The organism is Nocardioides perillae (assembly GCF_013409425.1).
In the GTDB taxonomy this organism is placed as follows: Bacteria; Actinomycetota; Actinomycetes; order Propionibacteriales; family Nocardioidaceae; genus Nocardioides; species Nocardioides perillae.
Genome location: NZ_JACCAC010000001.1, coordinates 2,923,233 through 2,940,090, shown reverse-complemented (window position 1 = coordinate 2,940,090; position 16,858 = coordinate 2,923,233). Strand labels below are relative to the sequence as shown.

Annotated in this window: 18 protein-coding genes; 14 read left to right on the top strand and 4 right to left on the bottom strand. The window is 76.0% G+C overall.

Annotated features, from left to right (window positions below):
- Positions 1 to 2: 2 nt before the first annotated feature.
- Positions 3 to 1,088: a trans-sulfuration enzyme family protein gene (locus tag BJ989_RS13750; protein ID WP_179518680.1), complete on the bottom strand. Its 1,086-nt coding sequence runs from the start codon at positions 1,086 to 1,088 to the stop codon at positions 3 to 5.
- Positions 1,089 to 1,119: 31 nt separating this feature from the next.
- Here BJ989_RS13750 and BJ989_RS13745 point away from each other — a divergent pair, with 31 nt between their 5' ends.
- Entirely contained in the window at positions 1,120 to 2,292 is a 1,173-nt protein-coding gene (locus tag BJ989_RS13745; RefSeq protein WP_179518679.1) for a D-alanine--D-alanine ligase, read from the top strand.
- A gap of 4 nt (positions 2,293 to 2,296) precedes the next feature.
- Here BJ989_RS13745 and BJ989_RS13740 read toward each other — a convergent pair whose 3' ends face one another.
- On the bottom strand, positions 2,297 to 2,785 hold the full coding sequence (locus BJ989_RS13740) for a DUF3515 family protein (protein WP_179518678.1): 489 nt from the start codon (positions 2,783 to 2,785) through the stop codon (positions 2,297 to 2,299).
- 29 nt (positions 2,786 to 2,814) lie between these two features.
- Complete coding sequence (locus BJ989_RS13735; RefSeq protein WP_028636164.1) at positions 2,815 to 3,051, bottom strand: Lrp/AsnC ligand binding domain-containing protein; 237 nt, start codon at positions 3,049 to 3,051, stop codon at positions 2,815 to 2,817.
- A gap of 164 nt (positions 3,052 to 3,215) precedes the next feature.
- Here BJ989_RS13735 and BJ989_RS13730 point away from each other — a divergent pair, with 164 nt between their 5' ends.
- Positions 3,216 to 4,160 carry a thiamine-phosphate kinase gene (locus BJ989_RS13730; protein WP_218849474.1) on the top strand — a complete coding sequence of 315 codons (945 nt, stop codon included), beginning with the start codon at positions 3,216 to 3,218 and terminating at the stop codon, positions 4,158 to 4,160.
- Positions 4,161 to 4,223: 63 nt separating this feature from the next.
- Here the strand turns inward: BJ989_RS13730 and rpmB are convergent, their stop codons facing one another.
- Entirely contained in the window at positions 4,224 to 4,409 is a 186-nt protein-coding gene (gene rpmB, locus BJ989_RS13725; RefSeq protein ID WP_179518676.1) for a 50S ribosomal protein L28, read from the bottom strand.
- A 196-nt stretch (positions 4,410 to 4,605) separates the two neighbouring features.
- Between rpmB and BJ989_RS13720 the strand changes: the two genes are divergently transcribed.
- The 12 genes from BJ989_RS13720 (at position 4,606) to BJ989_RS13665 (ending at position 16,850) form a co-directional block, all read left to right on the top strand.
- A complete protein-coding gene (locus BJ989_RS13720; protein WP_343049371.1) occupies positions 4,606 to 6,300 on the top strand; it encodes a DAK2 domain-containing protein in 1,695 nt (564 codons plus the stop codon).
- Positions 6,301 to 6,315: 15 nt separating this feature from the next.
- Positions 6,316 to 8,595 carry a DEAD/DEAH box helicase gene (locus tag BJ989_RS13715; protein ID WP_179518674.1) on the top strand — a complete coding sequence of 760 codons (2,280 nt, stop codon included), beginning with the start codon at positions 6,316 to 6,318 and terminating at the stop codon, positions 8,593 to 8,595.
- Positions 8,592 to 9,248 (top strand): 16S rRNA (guanine(966)-N(2))-methyltransferase RsmD, encoded by a 657-nt coding sequence (gene rsmD / locus BJ989_RS13710; protein WP_179518673.1) that lies wholly within the window; start codon positions 8,592 to 8,594, stop codon positions 9,246 to 9,248. Before BJ989_RS13715 ends, rsmD begins: the two co-directional genes overlap by 4 nt.
- 5 nt (positions 9,249 to 9,253) lie before the next feature.
- Positions 9,254 to 9,745 (top strand): pantetheine-phosphate adenylyltransferase, encoded by a 492-nt coding sequence (gene coaD, locus BJ989_RS13705; protein WP_179519649.1) that lies wholly within the window; start codon positions 9,254 to 9,256, stop codon positions 9,743 to 9,745.
- Positions 9,746 to 9,838: 93 nt separating this feature from the next.
- A complete protein-coding gene (locus BJ989_RS13700) occupies positions 9,839 to 10,408 on the top strand; it encodes a YceD family protein (RefSeq protein WP_179519648.1) in 570 nt (189 codons plus the stop codon).
- 66 nt (positions 10,409 to 10,474) lie between these two features.
- Positions 10,475 to 10,660, top strand: a complete 186-nt coding sequence (gene rpmF / locus BJ989_RS13695; protein WP_179518672.1) for a 50S ribosomal protein L32 — start codon at positions 10,475 to 10,477, stop codon at positions 10,658 to 10,660.
- A gap of 28 nt (positions 10,661 to 10,688) precedes the next feature.
- On the top strand, positions 10,689 to 11,477 hold the full coding sequence (gene rnc, locus BJ989_RS13690; protein WP_179519647.1) for a ribonuclease III: 789 nt from the start codon (positions 10,689 to 10,691) through the stop codon (positions 11,475 to 11,477).
- Positions 11,477 to 12,370, top strand: a complete 894-nt coding sequence (mutM, locus tag BJ989_RS13685) for a bifunctional DNA-formamidopyrimidine glycosylase/DNA-(apurinic or apyrimidinic site) lyase (RefSeq protein ID WP_179518671.1) — start codon at positions 11,477 to 11,479, stop codon at positions 12,368 to 12,370. The genes rnc and mutM overlap by 1 nt, the downstream gene beginning before the upstream one ends.
- 67 nt (positions 12,371 to 12,437) lie before the next feature.
- Positions 12,438 to 12,653, top strand: a complete 216-nt coding sequence (locus tag BJ989_RS13680) for a hypothetical protein (RefSeq protein ID WP_179518670.1) — start codon at positions 12,438 to 12,440, stop codon at positions 12,651 to 12,653.
- A 30-nt stretch (positions 12,654 to 12,683) separates the two neighbouring features.
- Positions 12,684 to 14,234 carry an LVIVD repeat-containing protein gene (locus BJ989_RS13675; RefSeq protein ID WP_179518669.1) on the top strand — a complete coding sequence of 517 codons (1,551 nt, stop codon included), beginning with the start codon at positions 12,684 to 12,686 and terminating at the stop codon, positions 14,232 to 14,234.
- 38 nt (positions 14,235 to 14,272) lie between these two features.
- Complete coding sequence (locus BJ989_RS13670; RefSeq protein WP_179518668.1) at positions 14,273 to 15,688, top strand: FAD-binding oxidoreductase; 1,416 nt, start codon at positions 14,273 to 14,275, stop codon at positions 15,686 to 15,688.
- Positions 15,689 to 15,752: 64 nt separating this feature from the next.
- Positions 15,753 to 16,850 carry a pyridoxal-phosphate-dependent aminotransferase family protein gene (locus tag BJ989_RS13665; RefSeq protein ID WP_179518667.1) on the top strand — a complete coding sequence of 366 codons (1,098 nt, stop codon included), beginning with the start codon at positions 15,753 to 15,755 and terminating at the stop codon, positions 16,848 to 16,850.
- Positions 16,851 to 16,858 lie beyond the last annotated feature (8 nt).

Here is a 16,858-nt window from a genome sequence, read left to right as displayed (position 1 = left end):
GCTCAGGTGACCAGGTCGTCGAGGGCGCCGCGGAGGTCCTCCCAGAGGTCCTCGACGTCCTCGATGCCGACGGAGAGCCGCACCAGGCCCTCGGGGATCGTGGGCGCCTCGGCGCGCCAGCGGCGCCGGCGCTCGAAGGTCGACTCGACGCCGCCGAGCGAGGTGGCGTGGACCCACAGCGACGTCTTGTGCACGAGCAGGTCGGCCGCGATCGCCCCGCCCTCGGCGACGATCGACACGATCCCGCCGAAGCCGGGGTAGCGCACCTCGGCGACGGCCGGGTGGTCGGCGAGGCGGCGGGCGAGCTCCGCGGCGTTGGCCTGGGCTCGCTCCACGCGCAGGTGCAGCGTGCGCAGGCCGCGGAGGGCCAGGAACGCCTCCATGGGGGCGGGCACGGCCCCGACGAGGTCGCGGCGGCCCTTCAGCACGCGGTGCAGCTCCTCGTCGCGGGTGCACACCGCGCCCATGAGCACGTCGCTGTGCCCCGCGACGTACTTGGTGACGGAGTGGACGACGAGGTCGACGCCGTCCTCGAGCGGGCGCTGCAGCACGGGGGTGGCGAAGGTGTTGTCGACGACGACGTAGGCCCCCGCCTCGTGGGCGGCGGCGGTGATCGTCGCGACGTCGGCCACCTCGAGCGCGGGGTTGGTCGGCGACTCCAGCCACACCAGCGCGGCGCCGTCGCACGCCGCGACGACGGCCGCGGTGTCGGTGACGTCGACGAGCTCGGCCGTGAGGCGCCCGCGCGACTCGAGGTCGCCGAGGGCCATCACGGTGCCGGTGTAGCCGTGGCGCGGCGCGACGACCTTGGCGCCGAGCCCGACGAGGTCGAGGACGGTCGTCACCGCGGCCATGCCGGAGGCGAAGGACAGGCACCGGCCGCCCTCGAGCGCGCCCAGGGCGTCCTCGAAGGCCGTCCAGGTCGGGTTGGCGTAGCGGCCGTACTCGAGCTCGCCGCCCGCGACGTAGGTCGAGGCGAAGGTGACCGGGGTGCTGAACGGCTGGTCGCTCGTGTGCGGGGGACGTCCCGCGTGCACCGCGACCGTCGCGGCGCGACGGGCGGGTCCGGTCGGTACGGCGTCGCTCATGCGGCCACCCTAGGCCGGTAGGGTCTGCGCGGTGAACGAGCCCTCGGCCCACCCCGGCCCCGTCACCGGCGGCGAGCCCGACGACCCCGCCGGCCGGGCGCGGCCCCGCGTCGCGGTCGTCTTCGGCGGCCGCTCGAGCGAGCACGGCATCTCCTGCGTGACCGCCGGCAGCGTGCTGAGCGCCCTCGACCGCGCGCGCTGGGACGTCGTGCCGCTGGGCATCGCCACCGACGGCCGGTGGGTGCTGGAGACCGACGACCCCAGCCGCCTCGCGCTCGGCGACGACGGCTCCCTGCCGGCCGTCGACCCGACCCGCCCGGCCGTCGCGCTGGCGCCGCTGGCCGGAGGGGCCGCCCTCGTGCTGACCGAGGACCCCGAGGGGCCCCGCTCGCTCGGTCCGGTGGACGTCGTCCTGCCGCTGCTGCACGGCCCCTACGGCGAGGACGGCACCCTGCAGGGCCTGCTCGAGATGGTCGGCCTGCGCTACGTCGGGGCCGGGGTGCTCGCCTCCGCGGTGAGCATGGACAAGGCGTCGATGAAGGTGGTGCTCGCCGCCGCCGGGCTCCCCGTGCTGCCCTCGCGCACCGTGACGGCCCGCGCCTGGGCCGACGACGCCGCCGGCTGCGCCTCGCGCGCCGAGGCGCTGGGCCTCCCGGTCTTCGTCAAGCCCCTGCGCGGCGGCTCGAGCATCGGCATCAGCAAGGTGACCGCCTGGACCGACCTGACGGCCGCCGTCGACGAGGCACTGCGCCACGACACCGCCGCCCTCGTCGAGGCCGGTGCCGTCGACGCCCGAGAGGTCGAGTGCGGGGTGCTCGAGGACGCCGACGGCGCGCTGCGCACCAGCGTGCCGGCCGAGATCCGGGTGGGGGAGGGGCACGACTTCTACGACTTCGAGGCGAAGTACCTCCCCGGCCAGGCGACCGAGGTCGACCTGCCCGCCGACCTCGACGACGTCGTCGTCGCCCGGCTGCAGGCACTCGCCGTGCGCACCTTCGAGGCGGTCGGCTGCTCGGGCCTCGCCCGGGTCGACTTCTTCGTGCTGCCCGGCGGGGAGCTCGTGGTCAACGAGATCAACACCATGCCCGGCTTCACGCCGACCTCGATGTTCCCGCAGGTGTGGGCCGCCAGCGGCGTGGACTACCCCGCGCTGGTCGACCACCTCGTGACGGTGGCGCTCGAGCGCGCCCCAGGCCTGCGCTGAGGGGTCAGACGCACGGCCCGGTGGCCCGCAGGTGCTCCCGCACCAGCGGGGCCAGCCGGGAGAGGTAGCCCGCCGGCGGTCGCTGGCTGCCCGGCACCTCCAGGCGCAGCCGCGGCTCCGCCGTCACCGTCGTGAGCACGACGTCGGCGGTGGGGTCCTCGTAGGCGGCGACGGGCGCGGCGTACCACCCGACGCCGTCGGCCTCCTCGCACGGCGAGAACGCGTCGAAGCCCTCGGGCACCCCCACGCCGCACGTCAGCACGACCGCGGGGTCGCCCCACGCGGCGCCGCGCGCCGCCGCGGGCTCGACGTCGCGCCGCTCGAGGTCGCCGAGGGTGTCGGGCAGCGCGGCGAGCAGGTCGGCGCAGGCCGCGGCGTCCGCGCGCGGCAGCTCCGGCGGCGCGCCGAGCTCGACCGGGCCGCCGCAGCCGACGAGCGTCAGCGGCGCCAGCAGCGCCGCGGACGCGCGAGCGCCCCGGGCCCGGACGGGCACGGGGCGCGCAGCGCGGGGTGGGCGCACCCTCAGATGTGCACGACCGGGCAGGTGAGGGTGCGGGTGATGCCGTCGAGGTTCTGCACCTTGGAGACGACCAGCTTGCCGAGCTCGTCGACGTTGCGGGCCTCGGCGCGCACGATGACGTCGTAGGGGCCGGTGACGTCCTCGGCGAGGGTGACGCCCTTGACCTGGGCGATGGCGGCGGCCACCTCGGCGGCCTTGCCGACGTCGGTCTGGATCAGGATGTACGCCTGGACGACCACGGTGACTCCTCAACCTCGGGGCTTGCGGGCGGGCACAACCTACCGTGACGGCGGTCGCACGCGACACCCGATGGCGGCCCCGCCCGCAGCGGCCCGGCCGGGCGACCGCGGCCCCCGGGTGGTGGGATGGGGCCATGCCCGCCGCGGACCCGCTGCTGCCCGACCTGCCCGCCGACGCCACCGTCGCCGACGCCGGCGAGTTCCCCCTGATCGGCGCCCTGGCGTCGCTGTTCGAGCAGGGTGAGCACGTGCTGGTCGGGCCGGGCGACGACGCCGCCGTGCTCCGGGTGCGGACGGGGCACGTCGTGGTCTCGACCGACCTGGTCGTCGAGGGCCGCCACTTCCGCCGCGACTGGGCGAGCGCCGAGGACGTCGGGCACCGCGCCGCCGCGCAGAACCTCTCCGACGTCAACGCCATGGGTGGCCGCGCGCACTCGCTGACCGTGGGCCTGGCCGCCCCGGCCGACCTGCCGGTCGCCTGGGCGCTGGGCTTCGCCCGCGGGTTCGCTGCCGAGTGCGCGCAGGTCGGGGCGAGCGTCGTCGGCGGCGACCTGACCCGCAGCGACCAGCTCGTGGTGGCGGTGACCGTGCTCGGGGCCTGCACGGAGGCGCCGGTGCTGCGCAGTGGCGCCGCGCCCGGCGACGTGCTCGCGCTGGCCGGGCGCCAGGGCTGGGCGGCCGGCGGGCTGACCGTGCTGGGCCGCGGCTTCCGCTCGCCGCGCGCGCTGGTGGAGGCCTACCGACGTCCGGAGCCGCCGTACGACGCGGGGCCGGCCGCGGCCCGCGCCGGCGCGACGGCGATGGTCGACGTCTCCGACGGGCTGCTCGCCGAGGCGGGCCACCTCGCGGCCGCCTCGGGGGTGGCGATCGACGTCCGCACCGACGCGCTCGAGGTCGCCGAGCCGCTGCACGCCGTCGGGGCGGCGCTCGGCGCCGACCCGGTGTCCTTCGTGCTCGCCGGGGGTGACGACCACGCCCTGCTCGCGACCTTCCCCGACGCCGCATCGCTGCCGCCGGGCTGGCGGGCCGTCGGGAGCGTGGGGGAGGGCAGCGGCGTCACCGTCGACGGTGCCTCGCACGAGGGGCCGACCGGCTGGACCCACTTCTGAGAGCCGACGCGACGAGGCCCCCACCGCGGTGCGGTGGGGGCCTCGTCGAGGTGGTGCGTCAGGTCAGCGGGTGACCTTGCCGGCCTTGAGGCAGCCGGTGCAGACGTTGAGGCGCTTCGGGGTGCCGTCGACCTTGGCGCGCACGCGCTGGATGTTGGGGTTGAAGCGACGCTTGGTGATCTTGCGGGACCACGGGCGGTTGTTGCCGAAGCCCGGCTTCTTCGCGCAGATGTCACAGACGGCGGCCACGGGAGCTCCTGGTGGTGGTGGATCGGTGTCGGTCATGGGGGCCCGGCAGAGGCGTCACGGGGCGACGCTCGGGCAACCGCAGCACTGTAACGGACGCGTCAGGCCGCGGGCGAATCCGCGGACCGACCCCGCTCGCCCGCTACCGTGGCGCCGCACCGGCGGCACAGGCCCCGGCCGTTCCGAGGAGGAGGCGCGCGTGGAGCAGGTCCCCACCGGCGGCGGCATCTCCCTCGCGGTCGTGCTGCGCTTCGTCGAGCTCGCGACCGACGCCCTCGGCGGCGCCCGTGAGGAGATCGACGCGCTCAACGTCTACCCGGTGCCCGACGGGGACACCGGCACCAACATGTTCCTCACCGTTTCCTCCGCCCGCGACGCGCTGCTGGAGGCGACCGGCGGCGACGCCGAGGCCCCGCTCGCCCCGGCGCTGGCGGCGATGGCCCGCGGAGCGCTGCTCGGCGCGCGCGGCAACTCCGGCGTGATCCTCGCCCAGATGCTCGGCGCCGTGTGCCGGCGCCTGGGCCAGGCGGCCGCGGGCGAGCGCCACGCCCAGGTCACCGCGGAGGCGATGGCAGCCGCGACCGAGGCGAGCTGGGCGGCCGTCGGCACCCCGGTCGAGGGCACGATCCTCTCGGTGTCGCGGGCCGCCTCCGAGGCCGCCGTCGCGGCCGCCGCGGACCCGCACGCGCGCAGCCGGGAGGTCTACGTCGCCGCCGCGGCCGCCGCGCGGGAGGCGCTCGCCCGCACGCCCGAGCAGCTGCCGCTGCTCGCCGAGGCGGGCGTCGTCGACGCGGGCGGACGGGGGCTGTGCGTGCTGCTCGACGCCGCCGAGACCGCCCTGACCGGGCGTCGTCCCGTGGCGCCCGGGGGCGTGCGGGGCCACCGCATCCCGGCACCGCGGCACGCACCGCCCGACCACCGTCTCGACCCCGACGGCCCGTCCTACGAGGTGATGTACCTCCTCGACACCGTCGACCCCGGCGACGACGCCGTGGCCACGCTGCGCCGCGAGCTGGCCCCGCTCGGCGACTCGCTGGTCGTCGTGGGCGGGCAGGGGCTGTGGAACGTCCACGTCCACGTGGACGACGTCGGCGCCGCGCTCGAGGCCGGGCTGCGCGCCGGTCGACCCCACCGGGTGCGCGTGACCCACTTCGCCGAGCAGCTCGCCCAGCAGGCCCGCCACGCGGCGGTCCCGTCCCCGGCGACGGCCCCGGCGCAGGTGCCGGCCCGGGCGCGGACGGTCGTCGCGGTGGCGGCGGGACCGGGGCTGCGCCGGCTCTTCGAGGACGGGGGCGCGGTGGTGGTCGAGGGTGGCCCCGGTCGCCGCCCGTCGACGGGCGAGCTGCTCGAGGCGGTGACCGGCTGCGGCAGCGGCGAGGTGGTCGTCCTGCCCAACGACCCCGACTCGGTGCGCACCGCCGAGATCGCCGCGCGCACGGCCGAGGAGTCCGGTCGTGTACGGGTCGCGGTGATCCCCACCCACGCGCAGGTGCAGGGACTCGCCGCGCTGGCCGTGCACGAGCCCGGCCGCGCCTTCGACTCCGACGTGCTCGAGATGACCGCGACCGCGCGCCACGCCCGCCACGGCGCGGTGACGGTCGCGGCCCGCCGCGCCATGACCTCGGCCGGGCCGTGCGAGCCCGGCGACGTGCTCGGCGTGGTCGCCGGCGACTTCGTGGTGGTGGGGGAGCGGCTGGAGGAGGTCGCGGCCGAGGTGCTCGACCGGCTGCTCGGCGGTGGCGGCGAGCTGGTCACGGTCGTGACCGGCGCCGACGCCGCACCCGGGCTGCGCGCCGCGACGCTCGCCCACCTCGAGGAGCGTCACCCGACCGTCGACGTCGCGGTCTACCACGGGGGCCAGGAGCGCTACCCCCTGCTCGTGTCGGTGGAGTAGGGCAGGCTGCACGACGTGATCGGGCTCGACTCCCCGGTCGTGGCGGTCCTCGGGCCCCGCGGCCCCAAGATCGCCAAGGCGATGGAGCGCCTCGGCGTGCGCACCGTCGGCGACCTGCTGCACCACCACCCCCGGCGCTACCTCGCGGTCGCCGAGCTCACCCGGCTCGAGGAGCTGGAGGAGGGCCAGGTGCTCACCGTGGTCGGCGAGGTCGCCGGCACCCAGCGCCACCAGTACACCGACCGCCGCACCGGCCGCACGGCCTACCGCGTCGAGGCCCGGCTGCGCACCGACGGGCCGTCGCTCACCATGACGTTCTTCGCGAAGGCCAAGCACGTCAGCGACTGGCACGAGCGTCGGCTGCAGCGGGGGCGGCGCGGCCTGTTCACCGGGCAGGCCAAGGTCTTCCGCGACCAGTGGCAGCTCACCAACCCGCGCATGCTGCTCTTCGGCGAGGACGGCGTGGGGCCGGGCGGGCCGGGCGGTGCCGACGACGTCGGCGCCGACGAGGCCGACGCGCGGTTCCTCACCGAGCAGCTGCGCTCGCTCTACCCCATCTACCCCCTCACCAAGGGCCTGGACTCGTGGGACGTGCAGCGTGCCGTCGCCTTCGCCCTCACCCTCGTCGACGACGTGCCCGACCTGCTGCCCGCGGAGGTCCGTGCCCGCCACGGTTTGCCCGACACGCTGACGGCGCTGCAGTGGCTGCACCTCCCGGACTCCCGCGACCAGGTGGGCGAGGCCCACCGGCTCTTCCGCTTCGAGGAGGGGCTCGTGACGCAGCTCGTGCTCGGGCGCCGACGCCGCGTGCAGGCCGCCCAGGGCACCGTCGCCCGCCCGGGCAGGGCGGAGGGGGAGGGACTGCTCGGCGCCTTCGACGCGCGGCTCCCGTTCGAGCTCACGGCCGGCCAGCGCGAGGTGGGCGAGGTGCTGGCCGACGAGCTCGCCCGCCCCCGCCCCATGCACCGGTTGCTGCAGGGCGAGGTCGGCTCGGGCAAGACGCTGGTCGCCCTGCGCGCTGCCCTGCGGGTCGTCGACAGCGGGGGGCAGGTCGCGCTGCTCGCGCCCACCGAGGTGCTCGCCCAGCAGCACCACCGCTCCATCACGGCGCTGCTCGGCGACCTGGCCGGCGGCGGCATGCTCGGCGGCGCCGCCGAGGCCACCCGCGTGGTGCTGCTGACCGGCTCGATGCCCCGGGCGGCCCGCAAGGAGGCGCTCCTGGCCGCCGCGAGCGGCGAGGCCGGGCTCGTCATCGGCACCCACGCGCTCCTCGAGCCCGAGGTGACCTTCGCCGACCTCGGCCTGGTGGTCGTCGACGAGCAGCACCGCTTCGGCGTCGAGCAGCGCGCCGCCGCGGCGGCCAAGGCGACGACCCCGCCCCACGTGCTCGTCATGACCGCCACACCGATCCCGCGCACGGTCGCGATGACCGTCTTCGGCGACCTCGAGGTCGCCACGCTGCGCGAGCTGCCCGCCGGACGCGCGCCGGTGCAGACCTCGCTGGTCCCGGTCACCGAGCGCCCCGTGTGGCTCGACCGCGTGTGGGCGCGGGTGCGCGAGGAGGTCGAGGCCGGCCACCAGGCCTACGTCGTGTGCCCCCGCATCGACGCCGACGACCCCGAGGAGGGGACCGTCGACCAGGTCGACCTCGACGCCGAGGGCAACCCGCTGCCGCCCGCCCACCGGCTGGCCTCGGTCGAGGAGGTGGCCACCGACCTCGAGACCGGCCCGCTGGCAGGGCTGCGCACCGCCCGCCTCCACGGCCGGCTCAGCCCGGAGGTCAAGGACGCCACCATGCGCGCCTTCGCCGCGGGTGAGGTCGACGTCCTGGTCTCCACCACCGTCGTCGAGGTGGGGGTCGACGTCGCCAACGCCACGACGATGGTGCTGCTCGACGCCGACCGCTTCGGCGTCTCGCAGCTGCACCAGCTGCGCGGCCGCGTCGGGCGTGGCGGCCTGCCCGGGCTGTGCCTGCTGGTCACCCACGTGCCGCCGGGCAGCCCCGCCCTCGAGCGGCTCGAGGCGGTGGCGGCCACGACCGACGGCTTCGAGCTCAGCCGGCTCGACCTCGAGCACCGCCGCGAGGGTGACGTGCTCGGCGCCCACCAGGCGGGCGGCCGCTCCAGCCTGCAGCGCCTGCGGGTCCTGCGCGACGAAGAGACCATCGTCGCGGCCCGCGAGGAGGCCGAGCGCCTGCTCGACCTCGACGCGTCGCTCGACGCCGCGCCCCGCCTCGCGGAGGCCGTGCTCGTCCTCGAGGCGTCCGTCGAGTCCGACTTCCTGGACAAGTCGTGACCCGCATCATCGCGGGCCGTGCCGGCGGACGGCGGCTGCAGACCCCGCGCGGCGGCGCGACCCGGCCGACCAGCGACCGGGTGCGCGAGGCGCTCTTCTCCACCCTGGAGTCCCGCGTCGGGCCGCTGGCGGGCCTGCGCTTCCTCGACCTGTACGCCGGGTCCGGCGCGGTCGGCCTCGAGGCCTGGTCGCGCGGGGCCGGGGTGGTGACGCTGGTGGAGCACGACCGGCGCACCGCGGCCCTGGTCTCGGCCAACGCCCGCGCGCTCGGCGCCGTGGGGGCGTCGCGCGCCGAGGTGGTGGTGGGCGCGGTCGGCGCCGTCCTCGACCGCCCGCCGGGCGCTCCCTACGACGTCGTCTTCAGCGACCCTCCCTACCCCCTGGCGCCCGCCGAGGTCGACGCCGACCTGGTGCGGGTGACCGCGCGCGGCTGGCTCGTGCCCGGCGGTCTCGTGGTGGTCGAGCGGTCCGTGCGCAGCCCCGCCCCGACCTGGCCCGCGGGCCTCGAGCCGGAGCGCGAGAAGCGCTACGGCGAGACCGTGCTCTGGTACGGTCGCGCCGCTCCGCCGCCGCCGGACCCTCGAGGCGGCGCGGGGCCGTCCGACCAGCAGCACCCCGACCCTCACCTGCCCGACCTCACGGACGAGGAGTGATGCGCGTGCGCCGCGTCGTCTGCCCCGGCTCCTTCGACCCGGTGACCCACGGTCACCTCGACATCGTGCGGCGGGCGTCGGGGCTCTTCGACGAGGTCGTCGTCGCGGTGGGCGTCAACGCCTCGAAGAAGCGGCTCTTCACGCCCGCCGAGCGCATGGAGATGATCGCCGAGGGCGTCGCCGACCTGCCCAACGTGCGCGTCGCCGGCTTCGAGGGCCTGCTCACCACCTTCTGCGAGGAGCAGGGCATCGTGGCGATCGTGAAGGGCCTGCGCGCCGTCACCGACTTCGACTACGAGCTCCAGATGGCGCAGATGAACTCCAGCCTCGCGCCCGTCGAGACCGTCTTCGTCCCCACCAGCCCTGCGTGGTCCTTCCTGGCCTCCAGCCTGGTCAAGGAGGTCGCCGCGCTCGGCGGCGACGTCTCCGCGCTGGTCCCGCCGCACGTGCACGCCCGACTGACCGCCCGGCTCGCCGAGCGCGCCCAGCACGGCTGAGCCCGCGGGGCCGCGGGGTCGTTTTGCTCCCGATCCGCCCCGACGGTTACGCTTCCCCACGATCTGACGTGCCCGGAAACCGGAAGTGATCCCCTGAGCAGCCTGGACCCGAGAGCGCCGCTCGTGCTCGACACCCGCGAGCTCGGCCGCCGCCCGGGGTCCCAGCGACAGGTGTCACGGACGGTCCCGGCCCCGGCAGATCTCGGCATCGAAGTCCTCTCCGTCCCCGAAGGGTCGCCGGTCGAGCTCGACCTGCGCCTGGAGGCGGTCATGGAGGGGGTGCTGGTCAGCGGCACGGCCTCGGCCGGGCTCGTCGGCGAGTGCGTGCGGTGCCTGCAGGACCTCACCGACGAGGTGTCGGTGGACCTGCAGGAGCTGTACCTCTACGACGACGGTGACCGTCGCCCCGCCGACGAGGAGGACGACGGCGTCGGGCGGTTGGAGGGCGACCTGGTCGACCTCGAGCCGCTGCTGCGGGACGCGGTGGTGCTCGCACTGCCCTTCCAGCCGCTGTGCGAGGACGACTGTCCTGGCCTGTGCCCCGAGTGCGGGGCACGCCTGGCCGACGACCCCGACCACACGCACGACGCCCCGGTCGACCCCAGGTGGGCCGGCCTGGCCGCCCTCCGGGGCGGCGAGCAGGGCCAGCAGCACGACGACTGAGCGACCGGAGCAACCTCCGGTCGACCGAAGCGGCCGGACCCCCCGGCCCCTGCACGAGGAGTAGACATGGCAGTCCCGAAGCGGAAGATGTCGCGCAGCAACACGCGTCACCGTCGTTCGCAGTGGAAGGCCGTCGCGCCGTCCCTGGTGACCTGCGCGAACCCCGCCTGCGGCGAGAAGCACCTCCCGCACCGCGCCTGCGGCTCGTGCGGGCAGTACGGCGCGCGCGCCGACCGCCGTCAGGTCCTCTGAGCCCCAGGGCTCCGAGACCTCCGGTCCGCTGACCACCTACACCGAGCTCCGCGCGGCGCTCGGGGATCCCGAGCTGGACCCCGGGCTGCTCGAGCGTGCGCTCACGCACCGGTCCTACGCCTACGAGAACGGTGGGCTGCCGACCAACGAGCGCCTGGAGTTCCTGGGCGACTCCGTGCTGGGCGTGGTGGTCACCGAGGCGCTCTACCGCACCCACCCCGACCTCTCGGAGGGGCGGCTGGCCAAGCTGCGGGCCGCGGTCGTCAACGCCCGGGCGCTGGCCGACGTCGCCCGCGCCATCGGGCTGGGCACCCACGTCAAGCTCGGACGCGGCGAGGAGTCGACCGGCGGGCGCGAGAAGGCCTCGATCCTCAGCGACACCGTCGAGGCCGTGATCGGCGCCGTCCACCTCTCCGGCGGCTTCGAGGTCTCCGCGGTGGTCGTGCACCGCCTCTTCGACCCCCTCATGGAGGCAGCGGCCGCCATGGGGGCCGGCCTCGACTGGAAGACCTCCCTGCAGGAGCTCGCCGCCGAGCGCGGGCTCGGGGTGCCCGACTACGTCATCGAGGACGAGGGCCCCGACCACATGAAGACCTTCACCGCCCGCGCCCGCCTCGGCGAGAGCCTGCACGGCCACGGCACCGGGCGGTCGAAGAAGGAGGCCGAGCAGGGCGCGGCCGAGTCCGCCTACCGCGAGATCGTGGCGGCGGCCGGTGCGGGCAGCGCCGAGGGCGTCGGCGACGGGCGCGACACGACGCCGAGCCCGGCACCCGACTCCGCTCCAGACTCCGCCGCCCCCGACTCCGCCGCGTCCTAGTGCCCGAGCTGCCCGAGGTCGAGGTCGTCCGCCGCGGGCTCGAGCAGCACGCGGTGGGCGCCCGCGTCACCGCGGTCGAGGTGCTCCACGTGCGCCCGGTCCGGCGCGACCCCCGCGGGCCCGAGGGCTTCGCCGACGCCCTCGTCGGGCGCACCCTGACCGCGGCCCGACGGCGCGGGAAGTACCTCTGGCTGCCGCTCGACGGCGGCGACGCGCTGCTCGCCCACCTCGGCATGAGCGGCCAGATGCTCGTGCAGCCGCCCGGGGCGCCCGCCGAGCGCCACCTGCGGGTCCGCTTCGCGCTCGAGCGTCCCGGCGCCGAGCCCACCGAGCTCCGCTTCGTCGACCAGCGGATGTTCGGCGGCCTCGCGGTGAGCGCCGGGGGTGCCGAGCTCCCGGCCGAGGTCGCCCACATCGCGCGCGACCCGCTCGACCCGCTCTTCGACGACGACGCCTTCGTCGCCCGGGTGCGCCGCCGCGCGGTCGGCATCAAGCGACAGCTGCTCGACCAGACGCTCGTCTCCGGCATCGGCAACATCTACGCCGACGAGGCGCTCTGGCGCACCCGCCTCCACGGCGACCGCCCGGGGGAGCGGCTGCGCGCCGCCCAGGTGCGCGAGCTGCTGGCCCACGTGCGCGACGTGATGACCGACGCGCTGGCCGAGGGCGGCACCAGCTTCGACGCGCTCTACGTCGACGTGAACGGGCAGTCCGGCTACTTCGACCGCTCGCTGCGGGCCTACGGCCAGGAGGGGCGGCCCTGCCAGCGCTGCGGCACCCCGATCCGCAGGGTCGCCTTCGCCAACCGCTCCTCGTTCTTCTGCCCCGTGTGCCAGCCGGTCCCGCGCCGGCCGCGGGCGACCCGCCGGATTGACCCGCCGCGCCCGCGGTGAGACTCTTGGAGACGGCCCTGACACCCCTCGGGCCCCCAGCCCGCCACCACCCTCTGGAGGGACACCCATGGCGAAGGCGCTGCTCGGCCACGTGCCCAGCGACCTGCGGAACTCTGCCGTCCTCGTCTCCGACAACGCGCGCCTGCGCCGTCGCGTGGCCGACCTCGAGGCCCTCGTGACCGCCCTGCAGGCCGAGAACGACCGCCTCCTCGCCGAGCGCGCCGAGCACCTGCTCGGCCGCGACGAGACGCTCGCGGACCTCGCGGAGATGCAGCCGGCGTGACCCGGCCGTGCCCTCGTCGTTGACGAGGGCATGACCCTCGCACGCACGCGCCGCACCCCCCGTGCCGCGGGCCGAGCCGCTGTCCTCGCACTCGGCCTCGCACTCGGCCTCGCCACCGCCCCGCTCGCCCCCGCCTCCGCCCACGGTGGCGACCTCGAGCGGCTCCAGGAGGTGCGGGCAGCGCTCGCAGCGGAGCCCGACGGACCGCTGCTGTCGAGCGACAACGTCGCGCAGCTCTCCGCGAACCCGTCCCAGCTGGGCATCTCCGGGTGCTTCCTGCCGACGGCGCCGCTGCTGGTGACCTCCGGCCTGGACTCCGTGCGGGTGCTCGACGTGCGCGACGGTGCGCGGCCCCGGCTCGTCGGGGTGCTGCCGAGCCTGCAGTTCGAGAACGAGGCGATGAACTGCGGCGAGCGTCGCACCGCGCGCGGCGTCCGCCGCTTCGCGCTGATCGGGGTCGACCTCTACCAGGCCTCGCCCGACGACATCCAGCACGCCAACGTCGGCGGTGGCGAGCTGGTCGTCGTCGACGTGACCGAGCCGGCCGCGCCCCGGGTGCTGTCCCGGGTCGCGGGCTCGACGTCGACGCACACCGTCGCCTGCGTCGAGGTGCGCGACTGCCGCTACGTCTACTCCGCCGGGGGCGACGGCGAGTTCTCGATCTTCGACCTGCGCGACCTGACGCGGCCCCGCGAGCTCGACGGCGACCCCCGCAGGGCCGGGCTGCAGCCCTTCCGCTCGCCGACCGCCGGCCACAAGTGGAACTTCGACGCCGCGGGCATCGGCACCCACACCGGCTTCGGCGGCAGCTCCATGTGGTCCACGAAGGACCCCCGTCGCCCCCGCCTGCTGGCCACGACCGGCGCCGCGGGCCGCGGGGAGGACCCGCGCGCCGAGGGCTACAACGACTTCATCCACCACAACTCCTTCCGGCCCAACGCCCGCCGCTTCAAGGCGTTCCGGCCGCCGTCGCTGGCCAACGGCAACGTCCTGCTCGTGACCGAGGAGGACTACGAGCAGACCGACTGCAGCCTCGCGGGCTCCTTCCAGACCTGGTGGGTCAAGCGGCTCGACGGCCGCCCGGGCGGCATCGTGCCGCTCGACAAGGTCGAGCTGGCCGACCTCGGCAACTTCCCGCTGCCGCAGGGTGCCTTCTGCTCCGCCCACTGGTTCGACTTCCGCCCCGGCGGTCTGGTCGCGATCGGCTACTACGGCGGCGGCACGCAGCTGCTCGACGTGCGCCGGCCGCGCGACATCACGCCGTACGGCCACGCCCTGCAGGCGGCCAGCGAGGTGTGGGACGCGATGTGGCTCCCGGTCTACGACGCCCGCGGTCGCCAGACGGGCAGGAAGTCGAACGTCGTCTACGCGATCGACCTGGTGCGCGGGCTCGACGTCTACGCCGTCGACGTCCCCGGTGACGGTCGGGGTGCCGAGCCGGACCCGGCCGTGGTCCCGCGGCGCGCGGGTGCGACGGACGCGGCGGGCGCGGTCGTGCCGGTCGGCCTGGTGACGCTGGGTGCGCTCGGCGCCCTCGCGCTGGTGCGTCGCCGCAGTCGCGCGGCGCAGCGCGCGGACTGACCCTTCCGGCGCGTCCGGCGGGGTGGTTGGGTGTGCGCATGACGCTCGCGCCCCCGACGGGCACCACGTCCCTGGCGTCGGCCGAGGAGGCCCGCGCGGTCCTGCCCGCGCTGGTCGGCTCGTTGCCGCCGGGCACCGTGCTGACCGATCCCGACCTGCTGGAGTCCTACCGCTTCGACTGGTCGCGCGACCCCGGTGCCGGCACCCCGGTCGCCGTGGTCCGGCCCGCCGACGCCGCCGAGGTCCAGGCCGCGGTGCGGTGGGCCGCCGAGCACCGGGTCGCCGTCGTGCCGCGCGGCGCCGGCAGCGGTCTGTCGGGCGGGTCGAGCGCCGTCGACGGCGGCATCGTGCTGAGCCTGGAGCGGATGCGGGCGGTGGAGGTCGACGTCGACTGCCAGGTCGCCGTGGTCGAGCCGGGCGCGCTCAACGCGGAGGTCAAGGCCGCGGTCGCGCAGCACGGGTTGTGGTACCCGCCGGACCCCTCGTCCTTCGAGATCTGCTCCATCGGCGGCAACGTCGCCACCAACGCGGGCGGCCTGTGCTGCGTGAAGTACGGCGTGACCACCGACTACGTGCTCGGCCTCGACGTGGTCCTGGCCGACGGTCGGCTCGTCACACTCGGCGGCAAGCGCATCAAGGACGTCGCCGGGCTGAGCCTGCTCAAGCTCTTCGTCGGCTCCGAGGGCACGCTCGGCGTCGTCACGCGCGCGCTGCTGCGGCTCGTGCCGGCACAGCAGGCGTGCTCGACGCTGGTCGCGAGCTTCCCCACCGTCGACGCGGCCGCCCGGGCGGTGGTCGGCATCCGCCGCGGGCTGCGGCCCTCCATGCTCGAGCTGATGGACCAGGCGTCGGTCAACGCGGTCGAGGACCACCGCGCGATGGGGCTCGACCGCGACGCGGGGGCGCTGCTGGTGGCCCAGTCCGACGCCCCCGGCACCTCGCGGGCCGCGGAGGTCGTCGCGATGGAGGAGGCGTGCCGCGCCGCGGGGGCGCTCGAGGTCTTCGTCACCGACGACCCCGCGGAGGGCTCGCTCTTCGTCGAGGCCCGGCGCGCCGCCTTCCCCGCCATCGGGGCGCGCGGTGCGCTCATGCTCGAGGACGTCGGGGTCGCCGTCCCGCGCCTGCCCGAGCTGCTCGCCGCGATCGCGCGGATCGCCGCCGAGGAGGGGGTGGAGATCCCCGTCGTCGCCCACGCCGGGGACGGCAACACCCACCCCATCATCGTCTTCGACGAGGCCGACCCCGACTCGCGGGCACGTGCCGCCGCCGCCTTCGAGGCCGTCATGGCCGCGGCGATCGCCCTCGACGGCACGATCACCGGGGAGCACGGCGTCGGGCGCACCAAGAAGGGCGCGCTGCCCGACCAGCTCGGCGACGACGTCATGTCGCTCAACCTCGCGGTCAAGGCCGCGCTCGACCCGGCCGGCATCCTCAACCCCGGCGCGCTGTGGTGAGGCCGCGTGGCGCAGACCCGGCGGCGGGGCCGCACCGCCGGCCGGGCGCGCTAGGTTCGGCGGCATGATCCGCGCACGCCAACTCTTCGGTCCCGGCCCCGGCAACCCCTACCCCGAGGCCACCGCGGCCCTGGGGCTGCCGATCCTCGGGCACCTGGACCCGCTGTTCATCGCGATGATGGACGAGACCTGCGACATGCTGCGCGAGGTCTGGGGCACCCAGAACCAGCGCACCATCCCGCTGTCGGCGACGGGCTCCGCGGGCATGGAGGCCGCCTTCGTCAACACCGTCGAGCCCGGTGACGTGGTCGTGGTGGCGGTCAACGGCCTCTTCGGCCAGCGGATGGTCGAGGTGGCCTCGCGCTGCGGCGCCGAGGTGGTCGCGGTCGAGCACGAGTGGGGGCTGCCCGTCGACGTCGACCGGGTCCTCTCCGCGCACCCGTCGCCGAAGATCGTGGCGGCGGTCCACGCCGAGACCTCGACCGGCGTGCGCTCCGACGTCGCCGCGCTCGGCGCGGGCAAGGGCGACGCGTTGCTGCTCGTCGACGCGGTCACCAGCATCGGCGGCCTCGAGCTGCGCGCCGACGACTGGGGCGTGGACCTCGGCTACGCCGGCACCCAGAAGTGCCTGGGCGTGCCGCCGGGGCTGGCGCCCTTCACCATCTCCGAGCGCGCCTTCGCGCGTCGGGTCGAGCGGCCCCGCTCGTGGTACCTCGACCTCGGCCTGCTCGGCGGCTACGTCGGCGAGGCCGCGAGCAGCGGCGGTGGCCGCACCTACCACCACACCGCGCCGGTCGCGATGGTCGCCAGCCTGCACGCCGGCCTGCGGCGCATCCTCGACGAGGGCCTGCCCGCGGTCTGGGCGCGCCACGAGGAGGCGGGGCGCATCCTCCAGGAGGGGCTGCAGGCGCGCGGGCTCGAGCTCTTCGCCGCCGAGGGCCACCGGCTGCCCGACCTCACGACCGTCGTGGTGCCCGAGGGCGTCGACTCGGCCGCGGTGCGCAGGTTGCTGCTCGAGCGCCACGGCATCGAGATCGGCGCCGGTGCCGGGCCCTACGCGGCCTCGGTGTGGCGCATCGGGCTGATGGGGCACAACGCGCGCCCCGACGCCGCCCTGACCGTGCTGGCTGCCCTCGACGACGTCCTGGCGGCGGTAGGCTGACGCGCCCA